The sequence below is a fragment of the Ruegeria sp. YTSC230 genome, assembly GCF_059609665.1.
Genome location: NZ_JBXWMC010000011.1, coordinates 111,081 through 127,211, shown reverse-complemented (window position 1 = coordinate 127,211; position 16,131 = coordinate 111,081). Strand labels below are relative to the sequence as shown.

The window sequence follows — 16,131 nt, the reverse complement described above, 5'->3', positions numbered from 1 at the left end:
TCCAAGAGACACAAATGACAATAAAACTCAAAGCCCTTTCCGTACATCTGTTCACCGCGACCGGTGCCGTCTTTGCAATGTTGGCCATGCTGGCCGCGGTCGAGGAAAAGTGGAGCCTTATGTATCTGTGGCTTGTGATCTCGTTCATCGTGGACGGAATCGACGGCCCGCTTGCGCGCCACTACCATGTCAAAAAGAACGCACCGGAATTTGACGGTGTTCTTCTGGACCTGATCATCGACTATCTGACCTACGTGTTCATTCCGGCCTTTGCGCTGTTCAAATCGGGGCTGATGGACGGTTGGACAGGCTGGTTTGCGATCATCGTGATCACCTTTGCCAGCGCCATGTATTTCGCGGACACGCGGATGAAGACCAAGGACAACTCGTTCTCTGGGTTTCCGGGTTGCTGGAACATGTTCGTCATCGTGATCTTCGCGCTGGAGCCCAATTTCTGGGTGATCCTGCTGCTGGTTTCACTGTTGTCGCTGGCGATGTTCCTACCGTTTAAGTTCATTCACCCGGTGCGGACGGAACGCTGGCGTAATGTATCACTGCCGATCGCGTTCGCCTGGACATTTTTCGCCGGTTGGGCAGCTTGGGTAGACTTCCACCCCGAAAGCTGGGCGCATTGGGGGTTGGTAATTACAAGCCTCTACCTGGTTTCAGCTGGCATTGCGCAGCAACTTGTCCCGCTGCGCAACAACTGAACGTTACAGGATTTCCTCAACCTCGAACTCGGTGCCGTTATGGGTGAACACGTCACCCTCTTGCAGACCGGTCATTGTCAGGTAGATCGGGCTTTGGGTTGAGATGCCCATATAGGTCTTACCGTCGACCTCAAAGCGGGTCGTTGAGACACAGACCACGAAACGGCGGTTGTTGAACTTGACAACAGCGCCCGGCTGAACCCGGTCCGTCAGGCTGAAATCCGTGTTCTCGATCACATCAATCTTGGCGTGATGCGCATGAACGGGTGCATCGAACGCCGCCGCCAGATCTGCATTCTCGCGTGAGGCGGCGATGTCATCCTTGTCATGCCCTTCGCGGTCGTCCAGCTGCGAGTCCTTGAGAAATGCGTCGTAATGCGCCTGCGCAGTTGCCAGTTCCTGCTCTTCCAGCGACATCAGGCGGTCTATGATGGCCTTTTTGCGAGCGGCCGGGTCTGTATGGGCGGTCATGCAATACGGTCCTTCAAATTCAGTAACTGATATAGGTTGGGCCGCGAACTCTGGGATTGCAACTGGTTTTCGCGCCTCAGATCAGCAGGCCCGCCGCGCGTTCATGGCGCAGAAGGGCCACTTTGGTCTCAACCCCACCATCGCCCGAGAAACCGCCAAGACCCTTGGCAGACAGTACCCGGTGGCAAGGTATGATCACCGGAATGGGGTTCGCGCCGCAGGCCTGACCCACCGGTTGCGGTGGCTGCCCAAGCTCCTTCGCGATGTCCCCGTACGTTCGGGTCTCGCCCAGCGGAATGGCATACATCAGATCGCAGACCTTACGCTGAAAGTCTGAACCGGCAACACGATACGGCAGATCGAACCGTTCGAGACGCCCCTCGTTGTACGCGGTCAACTGCGCGGCGGCTTCCTGCAACAGGGGTGTGTCCGGCCCGTCGTCCTGCCCATCCCACACAAGGCGTGTGATGGCGCCATCTGTTTCTTCAATGCCAAGGCGGCCAAACTGCGTATCAACGGAAATCATCGGCATGAACACAGCGTTTCAGATCGCCGGGGCCGGCGCAAGCGATGAAAGAAAAACCCCCGACGGGTGACGCCGGGGGTTCAATTGTTCAGCCCAGCGCTTCGTCGCACCGCCCACACACACCCGCGTGGGAATGCCGACCGACGTCCGGCAGGATTTTCCAGCATCGTTGGCATTTCTCGCCAGCTGCTTTTTCGAAGACAACACCTACCCCTTCGATTTCGGGCACGCGGAATGCCTCGGCAGGGGCCGGGTCGCCCGAAACGGTCAGGCCAGACGTGATGCACATGTCGTCCACGTCAAAGGTTGCAAGCAGGTCGCGGGTGTCACTGTCTTCGACATGCACGATCGGCGCGGCCTCAAGGCTGGACCCGATGACCTTGTCCTGACGCTGGATTTCCAACGCAGCGGTCACGGCACGACGCACGCGACGGATTTTAGACATACCGGCCTCTAGTTCAGCGTTGCGCCAATCGGCGGGTGTATCCGGGAAATCCACCAGATGGACCGAGCTGTCATCGCCTGGGAAACGCTCCAACCAGACCTCTTCCATGGTGAAGACCAGAACCGGGGCCAGCCAAGTGGTGAGGCGGTGGAACAGGATATCCAGAACGGTTCTGGCCGAGCGGCGGCGCAGGGTGTCGCCGTCACAGTATAGCGCATCCTTACGGACGTCGAAATAGAACGATGACAGGTCGACGGTGGCAAAGGTGAATACGGCACTGAACACGCCCTGGAAGTCGAAAGACGCGTAGCCTTTGCGCACCTGCTCATCCAGATCGGCCAGACGGCTGAGAACCCAGCGTTCCAGACGCGGCATATCTTCAGGCGCGACGCGATCCGCTTCGGTGAAGTCGGCCAGCGAGCCCAGCATGAACCGCATGGTGTTGCGCAGGCGGCGATAGCTGTCGGCGGTGCCTTTCAGAATCTCCGGCCCGATCCGCTGGTCGGCGGTGTAGTCGGTCTGAGCCACCCACAGGCGCAGGATATCGGCACCATATTGCTCGATCACCTTTTCCGGCACGATGGTGTTGCCCAGCGATTTGGACATCTTGTTGCCCTTGGCATCCAGCGTGAAGCCATGGGTTACAACGTTGCGATACGGCGCACGCCCCTTGGTGCCGCAAGCCTGCAGCATCGACGAATGGAACCATCCGCGGTGCTGGTCGGTGCCCTCCATGTAAACGTCCGCGATGCCGTCCTCGGTTCCGTCTTCACGGTCACGCAGGACAAAAGCATGTGTCGAACCAGAGTCGAACCACACGTCCAGAACGTCAAATACCTGATCGTAGTCATCCGGGTTGGCGATGCCATCTAGCACCTGTTCTTTGAACCCGTCGGTGTACCAGATATCCGCACCGTCTTTCTCGAACGCCGCCTTGATGCGGGCGTTGAGCTCTTCATTACGCAGCAGGTAATCCGCATCGGTTGGCAGAGCGCCCTTCTTGGTAAAGCACGTCAGCGGTACGCCCCAAGCGCGCTGGCGGGACAGAACCCAGTCCGGGCGCGCTTCGATCATCGAGTACAGGCGGTTGCGACCGGTCTGAGGCGTCCACTTCACCAGCTCGTCGATCGAACGCAGTGCGCGTTCGCGGATGGTATCGCCCATCTCACCCATGCCGTCATCCAGCTTACGGTCAACGGACGCGAACCACTGCGGCGTGTTGCGATAGATGATCGGAGCCTTTGAGCGCCAGGAATGCGGATAGCTGTGCTTGATCTTGCCACGGGCCAGCAGCCCGCCGACCTCGACCAGTTTGTCGATGACGGCTTTGTTCGCGTCACCCTCGCCACCCTTGCGGGACAGGATGTACTTGCCACCGAAGAACGGCAGATCAGCGCGGAACGAGCCATCGTCCATCACGTTATAGGTGATGACCTGCTCGAGCATACCCAGATCACGGTAGAGCTCGAATTCCTCCATACCATGCGAGGGTGCACAGTGGACGAAGCCGGTTCCTTCGGTATCGGTCACGAACTCAGCCGCGCGGAAGTCGCGGATGTCGTCCCATTCGCCATTGCCACCTTCGGCTCCGGCCAGCGGGTGGGCCAACTGGACGCCTGCCAATTCATCGGTGGTTACGTCACGCACGCGAGTCCACTGATCGTCGTTCAGGCGCGCGCGGCCTAGCACATCGGCGGCCAGATTGTCCGCCAGCAGGAACTTGTCCCCGACACTGGCCCAGCATTCGTCGGGTGCGCCGGTGACTTCGTACAGGCCGTAGGAGATATCCTTGCCAAACACGACCGCCTTGTTCGACGGCATGGTCCATGGCGTCGTGGTCCAGATCACGACAAAAGCGTCATCAAGATCGCCCGCATTTACGACTTTGAATTTCACCCAGATGGTGAAGCTTTCCTTGTCGTGGTACTCGACCTCGGCCTCGGCCAGAGCGGTTTTTTCGATGGGCGACCACATCACGGGTTTTGAGCCCTGATACAGCGTGCCGTTCATCAGGAACTTCATGAACTCGTCGGCAATCACAGCCTCGGCGTGATAGTCCATCGTGATGTAGGGATCGGGCCAGTTGCCGGTGATACCAAGGCGCTTGAATTCTTCGCGCTGGACGTCGATCCAGCCTTCGGCGAACTTGCGACATTCCTGACGGAAATCGACGATGTTCACTTCGTCCTTGTTCTTGCCCTTCTTGCGATATTGTTCTTCGATCTTCCATTCGATCGGCAGGCCGTGGCAGTCCCATCCCGGCACATAACGCGCGTCATGACCCATCATCTGATGGCTGCGTACAATCATGTCCTTGATGGTCTTGTTCAGCGCGTGGCCGATATGCAGGTGACCGTTGGCGTAGGGGGGGCCGTCATGCAGGGTAAAGGGCGTGCGGCCTTCTTTTTCGCGCAGGCGATCATACACGCCGATCTCTTCCCAACGATCCAGCCATGCGGGTTCGCGCTTGGGCAGACCAGCGCGCATGGGGAAATCGGTTTTTGGCAGGTTCAGCGTGTCTTTGTAGTCAGGTGTTTGGGTCGTGTCGGCGCACATTTGGGGCGTCCTCAGGATGATCTTGTCGTGTGTGGATCGAAGCGGTCAGTGCGAATTCTCAAGCACCTTTGCCCGGCGTCTCGCGAAATCAGAGCGCCGGGGATATAATTCGAATAATGATGGCCATCCGGTCATACATGCCGGGCTTATAGGACGCCCGCGCCTAATGGTCCAGAGGTTCCGCCCCATGCGGCGAATGGCGCAGCATGGCCCACCGGTTCAGCCACGCCAAACCGGCCAGCGCGAGGCCCAGCGCCAGCAGTGAGAACACCCGGATAAGGCCACCCAAACCAGCGATATCGACCAGGAACACCTTGGCCACGGCAAGCCCAATGACGACCAACCCGGCTTTGCGCATCATGTCCGACCGACGGGCGAGTGACTGATAAAACAGCCCCGCACCGATCAGCAGTAGGGCCATGGTGTAAGAATAAAGTTCAGGTTGGGTCACGCCGTTGCCTTCATACATACCGCTGGCCCCCTGCCAGACATGGCGAATGGCCAGGCCCAGCCAGATCGCACCTAATGCCGCCGCCAGACCGAAGCACCCCTGCTTCCATCGCGGATGCAGTGCTGGAAGCCAAGCAGCCGACAGGGCCAAAACAATGGCGGGCAACAGGTAAGCCACGGCGAGAGTATTCAATATTGGCACCCCAAGAACCGGATCAGCTTGGGCATTCAGCAATGGGTTCGCCTCAGTCAGCGCCTGCGCCAAGCGAACAACACCATGTGCCGCAAAGAACAACGCCAGCCCGTAGCGCGCATAATTCAGTTTTCCGCCCAGTTCGAATCGCCGCACCTGCGCGCAGGCCAGCAGCAGCCAGATCAAGGACAAAAGCCCCAGCCCCCAGTGGCTGTCATGGGCACCGCCGTTGCCAAACCCTTCGAGCCAGCGCAGCAACAGCAAGGACAGCAAGATACCAGCGGTCGCCCAGGCGGCGCTTTCCAGAAGCAGCGCGATGACCGGACGGTTCAATGGGCGCAGGATGGCCCAGGCCGCCAGAAACCCAACAGCAGCTGTGGCATAGACAAGCGCCATTTCTGCGACCGGTGCCGAGTTTGCCCAATCCAGACCGGGATTCAGTACAAGCCGGAGCGTGACAGTGAAGACGCCAGCCCAGATGAACCAACCCATAGGTGGAAGATCAAAGCGCCGATCCAGCACCGCCGCGGCCACGATCACGGCCACAAAAGCAATTGTCAGGGCAGCCGAACTTAGGACAATCACGCAGGCAAAGGTCAGGCAAGACAAAGCCGACAAGGTTACCAAAGCCGCTCGCAGCCGGTTTTCGCCGTCGACGCGCGCGAAACGCCCGGCCAGAACAACCATCATCACCGCCAATGCAACCGCATGCAGCGCCCACGGATAGGCTCCGATAACTTCAGCGGGATGCCATCCAAGCTCCAGCGCGATTGCCAACACCGGTGCAAATACTGCGGCACCGCCCGCCCATACAGCCCGGTACTCGGTTGCGCGATACGATCGCCAAGCTGAAAGGCCTGAGATCAATGCACCCAGTGCCACCAACAGGGTAACCGCCCACGGGAAATCCGCCTCGGCGGTTTCGGCATAGGTTTCAGCGAAGCGGCGCGCGACAGAGCCGTTGTCCCACCCTTGGATCAGTACGAACCAAGTTAGACCAGCGGCTGGCAGTATGGTCAGGTCTTGCAGGGCCCGCGCCTGGCTTGCCCAGGTCAGCAAACCCAGCGTCAGGCCTGCCAACAGCATGATTCCCAGCCAAAATTCGGCCGCTGAGTCTGGCCAGTGTATCGCCAGGATTACTACGCTGACGCTCACCGCGCCAAAGGCAAGGCGTGTCGGAAACTCTGGCCACTGGAGGCCTTTTTGGATCGTAACGATTTCGCTGATCATGCGCCCCTCGTGTTCCGGCCAGATCCGCCGCACGGGGATCGCGATCGCGATGATCGCCAATGCAGTTACGCCGACAAGATACCCCGGCTCGGTCGCGGGTGCCGAAAGCATCAGCAGCAGGCACGCGGAATAAGCCCCGACTAGCGTCAGAACGGATATCCACGCCCAGCGCCGCACGGTGTCGATACCCAACCCAAGGACGGCGATCACAAAGAAATAGCCGTACAACCAGCCGGGATCGGTCGAGGTCCCGCCCACCACGAAGGGTGACGCAAACGCACCAATCAAACCGACGGCCGCCAGCAAGGGGCCGTGGAACCAGCCCAAAACAAGCCCCAAAAGCGCAACAGCAATCATGGCAATCAAGGCCGCTTCGGGACCAAGCAGATCGTACAACTGCCTTGCAGCCAGCAAGCCACCGAACAGCGTCACCAGCCCGGCCCCAGAAAAGACCGATGGCAGGTAAGCTGTGGCTGAAGACTCGTCATCGCCATACTTCCGGCGGATCACCTCACCCGCGCCGATCAGCGTCGCGCCGAACATCAGGGCCGCAATGACGCGCATCGTTGGCGACAACAACCCGCTTTCGACCCCGTATTGGACCAGAAAAACACCAGCCAGCGCCAAAGACAGGGCGGATACCGCATAGAACCAGTTCTCGCGCAGCCAAGCGCTCAGTGCGGCGATTCGATCGTCCTTCATCGTTTCGGGAAGGGGTATCTTTTGTGGCTCAGGTGCTGAGGTGCCTTCTTTCGTTTCGACCTCGGGTGGTACTGTTTTGATTGCCGGCCACGGAGAGCTCTTTTTATCCCTCGCTTGCATCGATTCAGGTACTATTTCTGGCGCTGGCAGGTCGCCACCAAGTGTGCGGATCTGCTGTTCAAGCTGCTCCACCCGGCGGCGCAGTCGAACCTGGGATACCAACAGAACAAGGATGGCCACCGGGACGGCCAGAACGATCAATCCAACGAGTACGAGCAGCGATTCCAACAGAGGCCTCCGGGCAAATGTGCCGTCAACCTAGCCGGGTGTCGATTTGCGCAACAGTCCGAAAAACCGTGTTTTTGCGGGCTACGCAGTTCAGAACACCTTATCCCCAGCCAAGGGACAGTCCGGCAACCATCAACCAGATGATGACCAACACAGCGGCAATCGAACCAGATGAGAAACAGGCGTCGACAGTATGTAGCCATCGCAGGATCAGAACCGGGTCCATCAACGACTTTGAAATACTGACAATCTACACCGCGCGCCCAGCGGTACTTCTTATCACTAGGGATGGAACAACGAGCCAACAAAATACGCCATCAGTGCGGCCGCGCCGCCGATCGCAAAAGTCTCTAGACCTGACCGCCACCACGGAGCCAGTGACCATCTGCTTTTTAAAGCTCCGATGACAAAAAAGACCGCCATGGTCATGATAATCGAGAGATGAAAGGCCCGATCGAACGACAGCAGAAACGGCAGCAGCGGGACCATGCCGGCCACAAGAAACGCCAAAAACGTTGCCATCGCGGCTTTGAACGGGTTCGGATCGACGCTGCCCAATCCGTATTCACCCTCGATCATCAGATTTATCCAATTGTCGCGGTTGGCTGTGATGGCATCCGTCGCCTCATCCAAAACGCGCCCCGACAAACCCTTTTGCGACAAGATCGCATGTACTTCATCTCGCTCGCCTTCCGGGTACAGCCTGATGTGACGTTCTTCGATGGACCGGATGCGGAGGATATTGTCCAGCTCGGCCTTGGTGCCCGAGTAATTACCCGCCGCCATGGAAAACCCGTCCGCCAGTACATTGGCCAGTCCCAGCGCAACGATAATAAAGGGTGACAGGCCCGCCCCAGCTACACCCGCCACAATGGCAAAGGTAGTCACGGACCCATCGATCCCACCATAGACCACATCCCGCAAAACACCGCGACCTGGTGGCGCGTTGATGCGTTCTGCAATCTCTTGTTGGCTGTGTCCGTGATCGGTCATGGCTGGCTCTGACACTGTTATGCACGACAGCCAACCACTGTACCTTGCGTCAGGTCAAGTTTTGGAAAACAGGCCAGCCAGAGCACGTTTGATGATGCTGCGGGTTGATGGCTTGTGCCGATCCGAGAAGGGCAGCGGACGGCAGACCTCCATCGCGGCGACCCCGACCCGCGCACTTAGCGCGCCGTTGACAAGCCCCTCGCCAAACCGGCGCGACAGTTTGCTAAGGATAGATCCCCCAAGCACAGGTTCCAGCAGGTCGTCCCCGACGGCCACGGCCCCGGTGGCCACAAGGTGCACGAACACGGCCCGCGTCAGTCGCCAACTGCCCAAAAATCCTGCGCGCCCGCCATAGATTTCAGCGATGCGCCGGATCATCCGCAACGAAGCGGCCAGCGCTGTTGCAACATCCGCAAGCGCCAAAGGCACCAACGCCGTCACCGTTGCAACCTGACGCGCGGCAGCCTCGACTTCGCGACTGGCAGCGACATCCAGCGGGGCCAGCAGCTCGTCCTCGGCCAGGGTCAGCAGACCAGACGCGTCAAATTGTTCGTCGATCCGTTCGGACAGCCGATCGCGCCCCCAACGGGTTTCTTCGCGCCCTTTGTAGAACGAGATCAATCGGTTCGTGACTGCGCGTGCCTGCGCCAGATCATCTTCGGCCAAGGCAGTATCTGCCGCACGCCGCATCCCGTCCACACGGGACAACCGCCCCATTGCGGCCAGCTCGCGCACAGCGATGATCAATGCGACCAGCACCAGCGCTGCAAACAAACCCGTAATCACCCATCCTATGATCGGCGCGCGGAGAATCAGGGAATTCACAAAGTCCCAAGCCGCCACTGAAACAACAGCCCCAAGCGCGGCAAGCGCCAAACCCCAGAACCACCGCGACAGGGCCGAAGGTTTGCGCGCCGCCAAACGCGCCGCACCTTGCATCGCCTGACCCTGAGGCTGTGCGATATCCGGGACCGGAGGTGCTTGCGACACATCAGCCGCGGGTTCATCGCCCTCCAGATCAATCAGAACCGGCCCCTTAGCCATTGGCTGCTCCTTCACTGTTCCAGACATACTTTATGTCGGGAAGGTTCTCGTCATTGTCAGCGCCGCTGCTGCGTGCAACCTCAGCAAAGCCGTTGCATTCATAGAACCGGCGCGCTGGATGGTTTGCCTGAAACGCAAACAATGACAATTCGGATCGGCGGGACTTGGCAAGCTCAAGAAATTGCCGACCGATCCCTTGCCCCCGTGCGCCAGGCGCCAGGTACAGTGAGTGGATTTCGGCACCGTTGAGCGCCAAAAACCCGATCACACCGTCACCGGTTTCGGCCACGGTCACCCAATCCAATTCAATCATACGGCCACAAAACGCGATGGTTTCCGCCTGCGAGTGCAGTTCCGGCATCCAATCGTTTTCACGGGCGAAGCCATGCAAAATCTCTCCGGTGGCACCGGCATCCGTGCTGCGGGCGGGGCGAAGAATGACATTCACAGCCGGTCTCCGATCAGGAACTGGGCTGCGCGGTCCAGCCGTATGTGTGGCGGGCCATCCCCGGGCCGCAGTGTCAGGTGTGCCGGCGCGAATGCCATGAACTCATAATCCTCGCCCAGCCAGCCTTCGGACCCGTTGCGCGCCGCGCCTAGCAAATGCGTCGGGTCTTCGGGCAGATCACCGGGATAGAAAGCGGCCTGCTTGCCGCTGTCCAGCAAGGTACCTCGCACGCAGGGCAGTTCGGCCCCGTTATGGGTGCGGATTTCCTCGGTCGTTGCCCTTAACGAGGCCAGCGACAGCGCCGCCGTCTCGGCCCCGGCGAAGCTGGCACGATCGCGCGCCTCGCGGGTCAAGGCCTCCATGATATTGGTCAGGCGGTGGTGTTGAAGATGGTGCAAATGGTCCGCCTTGGTGGCCGCAAACAGGATGCGCTCGACCCGTTTGCCGAGCAACAACTGGCTAAGCCACGCATTTCGTCCGGGCCGAAACGCCGACAGGATATCCGCCATCGCGCGACGCATATCCTCGACCGCCTGTGGCCCGTTATGGATCGCGCCCAGCGCGTCCACCAAAACCACCTGACGGTCGATCCGGGAAAAATGATCGCGGAAAAACGGTTTCACGACCTGAGATTTATAGGCCTCGTATCGCCGGGCCATCTCGCGGTGCAGACTGCGTCGCGGGCCGTGACCCTCGACCGGCAAGGGTGCAAATGTTAGCACCGGCGAGCCTGCCAGATCGCCCGGCAGCAAGAACCGCCCTGGCGTGCAATCATAAAACCCTGCCTCGCGCGCAGCGTTTAGATAAGAGGCGAATTCTTTGGCCAGTGATTGGGCCTTTGGTTCGTCGTGGCTGTCAGAAGGGTCAACCGCCTTTGCCTGCGCCAGAAAGGTCGTCGCCTCATTGCGATTGGCGATGCGCTCCAGTGTTTCCTGCGACCAGACCTCATAGGTTTTGTCCAGCAACGCAAGATCCAGCAGCCATTCGCCGGGGTAATCTACGATATCCAGATGGATAGTGCGTGGTCCCTGCAACCCTGACAAAAGCCCCGCGGGACGGGCTTTGAACGACAAACGCAGTTCTGACACTGCGCGCGTACTTTCGGGCCAGTGCGGCTGAGGCCCGGTCAGCGCCGCCAGGTGATTTTCGTAGTCGAACCGGGGCACGGTGTCGTCTGGTTGCGGCTGCAGGTAAGCCGCGTTGATCCGCCCTTCTTGCTGCGCCACGAGGCCCGGCATCCGCCCTCGGTCCAGCAAGTTCGCGACCAGAGACGTGATGAATACTGTCTTTCCTGAACGCGCCAGCCCGGTGACACCCAGTCGGATCACCGGCTCAAACAATGCCTCAGACACGCGGTCACCCACGGATTCGACGCCGCGCGTCAGACTGTCTGCCAGAGATGAGATGACCAAACCGTCGCCCCGCTTTTTTCGTTTTTCCCAAGATAGGTAGCGGCTGTCGGACATACCAGCGCTTTCCCACTCTTGCCCGTTGCGACACAGCGCGTTACCAGCAGCCCATGCCTAGATACGCGCTGAAAGTCGAATACCAGGGGGAGCCGTTTGCCGGATGGCAGCGGCAAAAGGAATTGCCGTCTGTTCAAGGGGCAATCGAACAGGCCTTGTCATGTATTCAACCCGGCGATCACACCATTGCCGCGGCCGGGCGTACAGATGCGGGTGTGCACGCGCTGGGACAGGTTGCGCATTGTGATCTGATCAAGGACTGGGATCCGTTCCGCCTGTCTGAGGCGCTGAACTATCACCTTAAACCGCAGCCTGTTGCCATCGTTAAAGCAGCACGGGTAGACGATGACTGGCATGCGCGGTTTTCAGCGCTCGAACGGCAATACCTGTTCCGCATCCTGATGCGCCGCGCACCTGCTACGCATGACGCTGGGCAGGTCTGGCGGATCAACCATCAACTGGACGTAGACGCGATGCAGGCGGGCGCGGACATGCTGATCGGGCGGCATGATTTTACCACGTTCCGGTCTTCGATTTGTCAGGCTGCAAGCCCGGTCAAAACCTTGGATGAGCTGCGGGTCGAACAGGTTGAAGGCTTTTCCGGACCAGAGGTTCATTTTCACGTTCGCGCCCGGTCTTTCCTGCACAATCAAGTGCGCAGCTTTGTTGGAACGCTTGAACGTGTTGGTGCCGGAACATGGTCGCCCGAAGATGTACGGGATGCGTTGGAGGCCACCGACCGCGCCGCTTGCGGGCAGGTATGTCCGCCGCAAGGGCTGTATCTGGCGCGGGTCAGGTACCCGGAGTCCGTGTTCGGTTAAATCGCGCGCAACAGCAGACCGCTTGCAATCACGGCGATCAGCAGCCCTGCCACCAGTTCAATCGTCGGAGCCAGAACCGAGGCAAATCGCGTCGCCGAGGCTGAGGCCAGCAGCCCTCCGCGCAAACCAAATGAGGTCCAACCGACAAGCGTTGTGACAGTCGCTGTCCCCAACGCCATGGCGAAAGCACCGGCAATGCCAACCATTGCGATGCCCATCTGCCAGGTCAGGATCAGCACAAACAGCGCTCCGGTACAGGGACGTGCGGCAATCCCAGCGATCAGTACCGCGGCTTCGCGCAGGCTGCCAACTTGGGCCACTTCGTCGGCGGTGGGACCGTGGCGATGCCCGCAATCTGCGCAGAAGCCATGGTCATGGTCGTGATGTTTGTGGTCCTCGTCGTGCGGGTGATGATGGTCGTGCTTGTGCTCATGATGATGGGCTTTTTCGCTGCGATGACGTCGCGCGAAACTGCGAATGGATCGAAAGATCAGCCACAATCCAATCGCCGCGATAGCACCATAGCTGATCGGAGCCATAACCCGTTCGGTGGTATCGACAAGGCTTGCCCGGGACATCTGGAACACCAGTACCCCGGCATAGACCAGAACAACCGCAGTGACTGCCTGCCCCAGGCTGGACAACAAGCTGATTGCAGACAAACGCAGGAACGCCACGTTGCGTCCCAACCCATAGCCACCAATCAAAACCTTACCGTGACCGGGGCCGATGGCGTGAAAAAAGCCGTAGGCAAAACAGACCGTCAGCAGCGTCGCTACAGCCTCGGGCTGTTCCGCGCGGGCTGCGCGTAGGGAACGTGCGATCTGATTTTGGAACTCGCGCTGCTCACCCGCAGCCCATGCGGCCAAGTGGTCAAAGCCGCCGCTGCCCCAGAACCACAGCAGCAAACCAATGGAGATGGCGACAGGAATAATCAGGTACTTGGACATGAAAGGCGGATCTCGGTCGCAAAGTTTTCCCCGACCAGCGGGATATCGTTTTCTTCAAGGTCGTAGTCGGCATCCAGGGTCTGCAGGAACGCCTGCATCTGCGCCAGTTGCCCGTCAATATCCGCGTCAATCCGGCTGATCTGACAAGAGGTGGGACCAGATACTGACACCGGGCGGGTCACTTCATAAGCCGTGTAATAGGATTCATCATATGCTTTGGCGACGACCTCGGTTGCCGGCACTCCACCGCCTTCCACCGCGCGCAGGTGGGTTGTCACGATACGGCCATCCTCGGTGGTCGCTTTGGCCTCCATCGGCCCCGACAAATCGACCGGCGCGCCATCGGCGAACACCACGAGATCGCCATTATATCCTTCGACCCACTGGGCATCAAAGCCGGACAGAAACTTTTCTTCGCTCTCGGTCAGAATGCCATCAGAATCCTGATCCAGTTTCATGTCCTCCAACTGAAACAAAGAGAAAAGCTCGTCATACGCCCAAGTTACCCTGACATGGGTCAACTGGCCGCTATCATCCACAATAAATTCCAGCCCGGTGTCGATAAAGACATGCGGGTGGGCCAATGCCGGAACCGGCAGGCAACAGGAGACAAGGGTTATGAGCCATCGCATAGGCGAAAGATAGGGGCTTGGCCCGTGCCCGGCAACGTGTTTCGGCAGACCCGTGCGGGAACTGGCCAAACCAGTCACTTCGGCGGGAACAAAACCAGTGTCTGCAACGCTGTACCGACCGGGCCTTCGGTGTCGAACAGAACCGATTGCGACATCCCTATTCCTGAAGGTTGCCAATGAGATACGGACTGCGAGGCCAACCAGTCCGATTTAGGTTCACGATGAATCTGGACCGTCAGATCGGTGTTCATGAACCCCATCTCGGACGTCGGTGCATTCCACGAGATCCCGTTGCCACAATCCGCCAGCGGGCATAGCGCCTGAATCGGCGATTGTGCCTCGCCCTCCAACAGCTTCGGGGTGAGCATCCAGATTGTTTTTGGACCGGCTTTCTGGTTGCCACCCTTGGGGTAGAGAATGTCCGAATGGTTTGCGAACCCCGGCAGGTCATGGCGCGTTTCGCCAATCGGAAACGGGCCGGTCACCGCATCGTCGAGTTCGGGCGTCGGCAACGTGATGTTCGGAACCGACCCCAAATCGCGACGCACCATATGCATCGTGGTGGCCGTAGCGCACAGCGTATCGTCCAGATCGTGCACCGTGACGCGGGTTGTGGCCAGCGTTTTGGTATGGCGCGTAGTCTCCGCCGCCACACGCAGACCTGTCAGCGGCAGAGGGCGCAGTAAGTCCACGGTCAGCCGTGTCAGCATCTTTTGCGGCCCAACCTCTGTTTCGGCGGCACGAACGATCAGCCCTGCGACCGGGCCCGCATGACAATGATCCGCAGACCACGGCCCGCGTGCGGGATCATTGCCGACAAAAGCTCCGTCAGCCCGAACGTGGAAATAGGCTTGTTCCTTTAGATCCGGTTTCAACACCACCTAGAACCTCAGACTTTTTCCTGGGTATGCTTCTTCAATTCGGCCCGCGCCACCTGACGGCGGTGTACCGCATCAGGCCCATCGGCCAACCGCAATGTACGCACATGGGTCCAGGCCGTCGCCAGCGGCGTATCCTGACTGACCCCCTGCCCGCCGAACATCTGAACGGCCTCATCGATGACTTTGAGTGCGACACGCGGGGCCACGACCTTGATCTGGCTGATCCAGGGTGCTGCCGCACGGGCATCGCCCTGATCCATGTACCAAGCAGCCTTCAGGCACAGCAAACGCGCCATTTCAATCTCCATCCGGCATTCGGCAATGATATCGAAATTGGCCCCGAGTTGCGCCAGTTTCTTGCCGAAGGCTTCGCGCTGCAGCGACCGTTTGCACATCTGTTCCAGCGCCGATTCAGCCTGCCCAATTGCGCGCATACAATGGTGGATACGACCGGGCCCGAGACGGCCTTGCGCGATCTCGAACCCGCGGCCTTCGCCCAACAGGATGCTCTCAGCTGGCACCCGGACGTTGGTAAAGCGGATATGCATGTGGCCGTGCGGGGCATCATCGTGGCCGTAAACCTGCATTGGGCGCAGAACCTCGATCCCTGGCGCATCGGCAGGCACAACAATCATCGACTGCCGCTTGTGTTTGGGTTGCTCGTCGCCTGCTGTCTTGACCATGACGATATAGACCTTGCACCGTGGATCACCCGCCCCCGATGACCACCATTTTTCTCCGTTCAGAACAAAATCATCCCCATCCCGCACACAGGACATCGACACGTTCGTGGCATCCGATGACGCCACATCCGGCTCCGTCATCAAATACGCTGACCGGATATCGCCGTTCAGCAGGGGTTTCAGCCACTGCTCTTTCATCTGGTCCGTGCCGTAGCGCTCGAACACTTCCATATTGCCGGTGTCGGGGGCTGAGCAGTTGAATACTTCGGCCCCAAGGGGCGTTTTGCCCATCTCTTCGGCGAAGTAAGCATACTCGACCGTGGTCAAACCAAAGCCCTTGTCGCTGTCGGTCAGCCAGAAGTTCCATAATCCGGCAGCCTTGGCCTTGGTTTTCAGCCCTTCCAGGATTTCCGCCTGACGTTCGGTGTATTGCCAGCGGTCGCCCTTATCGATTTCGGCCTGGTATTCTTCTTCCAGCGGCATGATCTCATCCCGGATCATATCTGCCACACGTTGCAGCAGCGCGCGATTTTCTTCGCGCAGACCGAATGACATGTTCATGAGCTTTCCTCCTCAGGCCCAAAGAGCGGGCTTTACCTTTGAACAGAGAATGACTTAGCTGCCGATAGAATGTCTAGCTGT

General features: G+C 59.3%; 15 protein-coding genes. 2 read left to right on the top strand and 13 right to left on the bottom strand.

What is annotated here, in order from left to right:
* Positions 1 to 14: 14 nt before the first annotated feature.
* Positions 15 to 710, top strand: a complete 696-nt coding sequence (locus AC2FD9_RS19930) for a CDP-alcohol phosphatidyltransferase family protein (protein ID WP_496838539.1) — start codon at positions 15 to 17, stop codon at positions 708 to 710.
* A gap of 3 nt (positions 711 to 713) precedes the next feature.
* Here the strand turns inward: AC2FD9_RS19930 and AC2FD9_RS19925 are convergent, their stop codons facing one another.
* The 9 genes from AC2FD9_RS19925 to AC2FD9_RS19885 all read right to left on the bottom strand — a co-directional run bounded on the left by AC2FD9_RS19925 (position 714) and on the right by AC2FD9_RS19885 (position 11,468).
* On the bottom strand, positions 714 to 1,181 hold the full coding sequence (locus tag AC2FD9_RS19925; protein ID WP_058273207.1) for a hypothetical protein: 468 nt from the start codon (positions 1,179 to 1,181) through the stop codon (positions 714 to 716).
* A 76-nt stretch (positions 1,182 to 1,257) separates the two neighbouring features.
* Positions 1,258 to 1,713 carry a methylated-DNA--[protein]-cysteine S-methyltransferase gene (locus AC2FD9_RS19920; protein ID WP_496699679.1) on the bottom strand — a complete coding sequence of 152 codons (456 nt, stop codon included), beginning with the start codon at positions 1,711 to 1,713 and terminating at the stop codon, positions 1,258 to 1,260.
* A gap of 82 nt (positions 1,714 to 1,795) precedes the next feature.
* Complete coding sequence (ileS, locus tag AC2FD9_RS19915) at positions 1,796 to 4,708, bottom strand: isoleucine--tRNA ligase (protein ID WP_496838536.1); 2,913 nt, start codon at positions 4,706 to 4,708, stop codon at positions 1,796 to 1,798.
* Positions 4,709 to 4,871: 163 nt separating this feature from the next.
* Positions 4,872 to 7,571 carry a DUF2339 domain-containing protein gene (locus tag AC2FD9_RS19910; protein WP_496838535.1) on the bottom strand — a complete coding sequence of 900 codons (2,700 nt, stop codon included), beginning with the start codon at positions 7,569 to 7,571 and terminating at the stop codon, positions 4,872 to 4,874.
* Positions 7,572 to 7,671: 100 nt separating this feature from the next.
* The gene (locus tag AC2FD9_RS19905; protein WP_496838533.1) at positions 7,672 to 7,797 is read right to left on the bottom strand and encodes a hypothetical protein; all 126 of its coding nucleotides are present in this window, start codon (positions 7,795 to 7,797) and stop codon (positions 7,672 to 7,674) included.
* A gap of 56 nt (positions 7,798 to 7,853) precedes the next feature.
* Positions 7,854 to 8,564: a VIT1/CCC1 transporter family protein gene (locus tag AC2FD9_RS19900; protein ID WP_472724252.1), complete on the bottom strand. Its 711-nt coding sequence runs from the start codon at positions 8,562 to 8,564 to the stop codon at positions 7,854 to 7,856.
* 54 nt (positions 8,565 to 8,618) lie between these two features.
* Complete coding sequence (locus AC2FD9_RS19895) at positions 8,619 to 9,608, bottom strand: YcjF family protein (protein ID WP_496699683.1); 990 nt, start codon at positions 9,606 to 9,608, stop codon at positions 8,619 to 8,621.
* The gene (locus tag AC2FD9_RS19890; RefSeq protein WP_496699684.1) at positions 9,601 to 10,056 is read right to left on the bottom strand and encodes a GNAT family N-acetyltransferase; all 456 of its coding nucleotides are present in this window, start codon (positions 10,054 to 10,056) and stop codon (positions 9,601 to 9,603) included. The genes AC2FD9_RS19895 and AC2FD9_RS19890 overlap by 8 nt, the downstream gene beginning before the upstream one ends.
* Positions 10,053 to 11,468 (bottom strand): YcjX family GTP-binding protein, encoded by a 1,416-nt coding sequence (locus tag AC2FD9_RS19885; RefSeq protein ID WP_496699754.1) that lies wholly within the window; start codon positions 11,466 to 11,468, stop codon positions 10,053 to 10,055. The genes AC2FD9_RS19890 and AC2FD9_RS19885 overlap by 4 nt, the downstream gene beginning before the upstream one ends.
* A 107-nt stretch (positions 11,469 to 11,575) precedes the next feature.
* Here AC2FD9_RS19885 and truA point away from each other — a divergent pair, with 107 nt between their 5' ends.
* Positions 11,576 to 12,343, top strand: coding sequence for a tRNA pseudouridine(38-40) synthase TruA (gene truA, locus AC2FD9_RS19880; RefSeq protein WP_282170779.1), 768 nt, complete (start codon positions 11,576 to 11,578; stop codon positions 12,341 to 12,343).
* Here truA and AC2FD9_RS19875 read toward each other — a convergent pair.
* The 4 genes from AC2FD9_RS19875 to AC2FD9_RS19860 all read right to left on the bottom strand — a co-directional run bounded on the left by AC2FD9_RS19875 (position 12,340) and on the right by AC2FD9_RS19860 (position 16,050).
* On the bottom strand, positions 12,340 to 13,293 hold the full coding sequence (locus AC2FD9_RS19875) for a nickel/cobalt transporter (protein ID WP_282170778.1): 954 nt from the start codon (positions 13,291 to 13,293) through the stop codon (positions 12,340 to 12,342). The genes truA and AC2FD9_RS19875 overlap by 4 nt on opposite strands.
* Positions 13,278 to 13,925: a DUF1007 family protein gene (locus tag AC2FD9_RS19870; RefSeq protein ID WP_496838531.1), complete on the bottom strand. Its 648-nt coding sequence runs from the start codon at positions 13,923 to 13,925 to the stop codon at positions 13,278 to 13,280. The genes AC2FD9_RS19875 and AC2FD9_RS19870 overlap by 16 nt, the downstream gene beginning before the upstream one ends.
* 74 nt (positions 13,926 to 13,999) lie before the next feature.
* Positions 14,000 to 14,803: a thioesterase family protein gene (locus AC2FD9_RS19865; protein ID WP_282170776.1), complete on the bottom strand. Its 804-nt coding sequence runs from the start codon at positions 14,801 to 14,803 to the stop codon at positions 14,000 to 14,002.
* Between the two features lie 11 nt (positions 14,804 to 14,814).
* On the bottom strand, positions 14,815 to 16,050 hold the full coding sequence (locus AC2FD9_RS19860) for an acyl-CoA dehydrogenase family protein (RefSeq protein ID WP_496722371.1): 1,236 nt from the start codon (positions 16,048 to 16,050) through the stop codon (positions 14,815 to 14,817).
* Positions 16,051 to 16,131 lie beyond the last annotated feature (81 nt).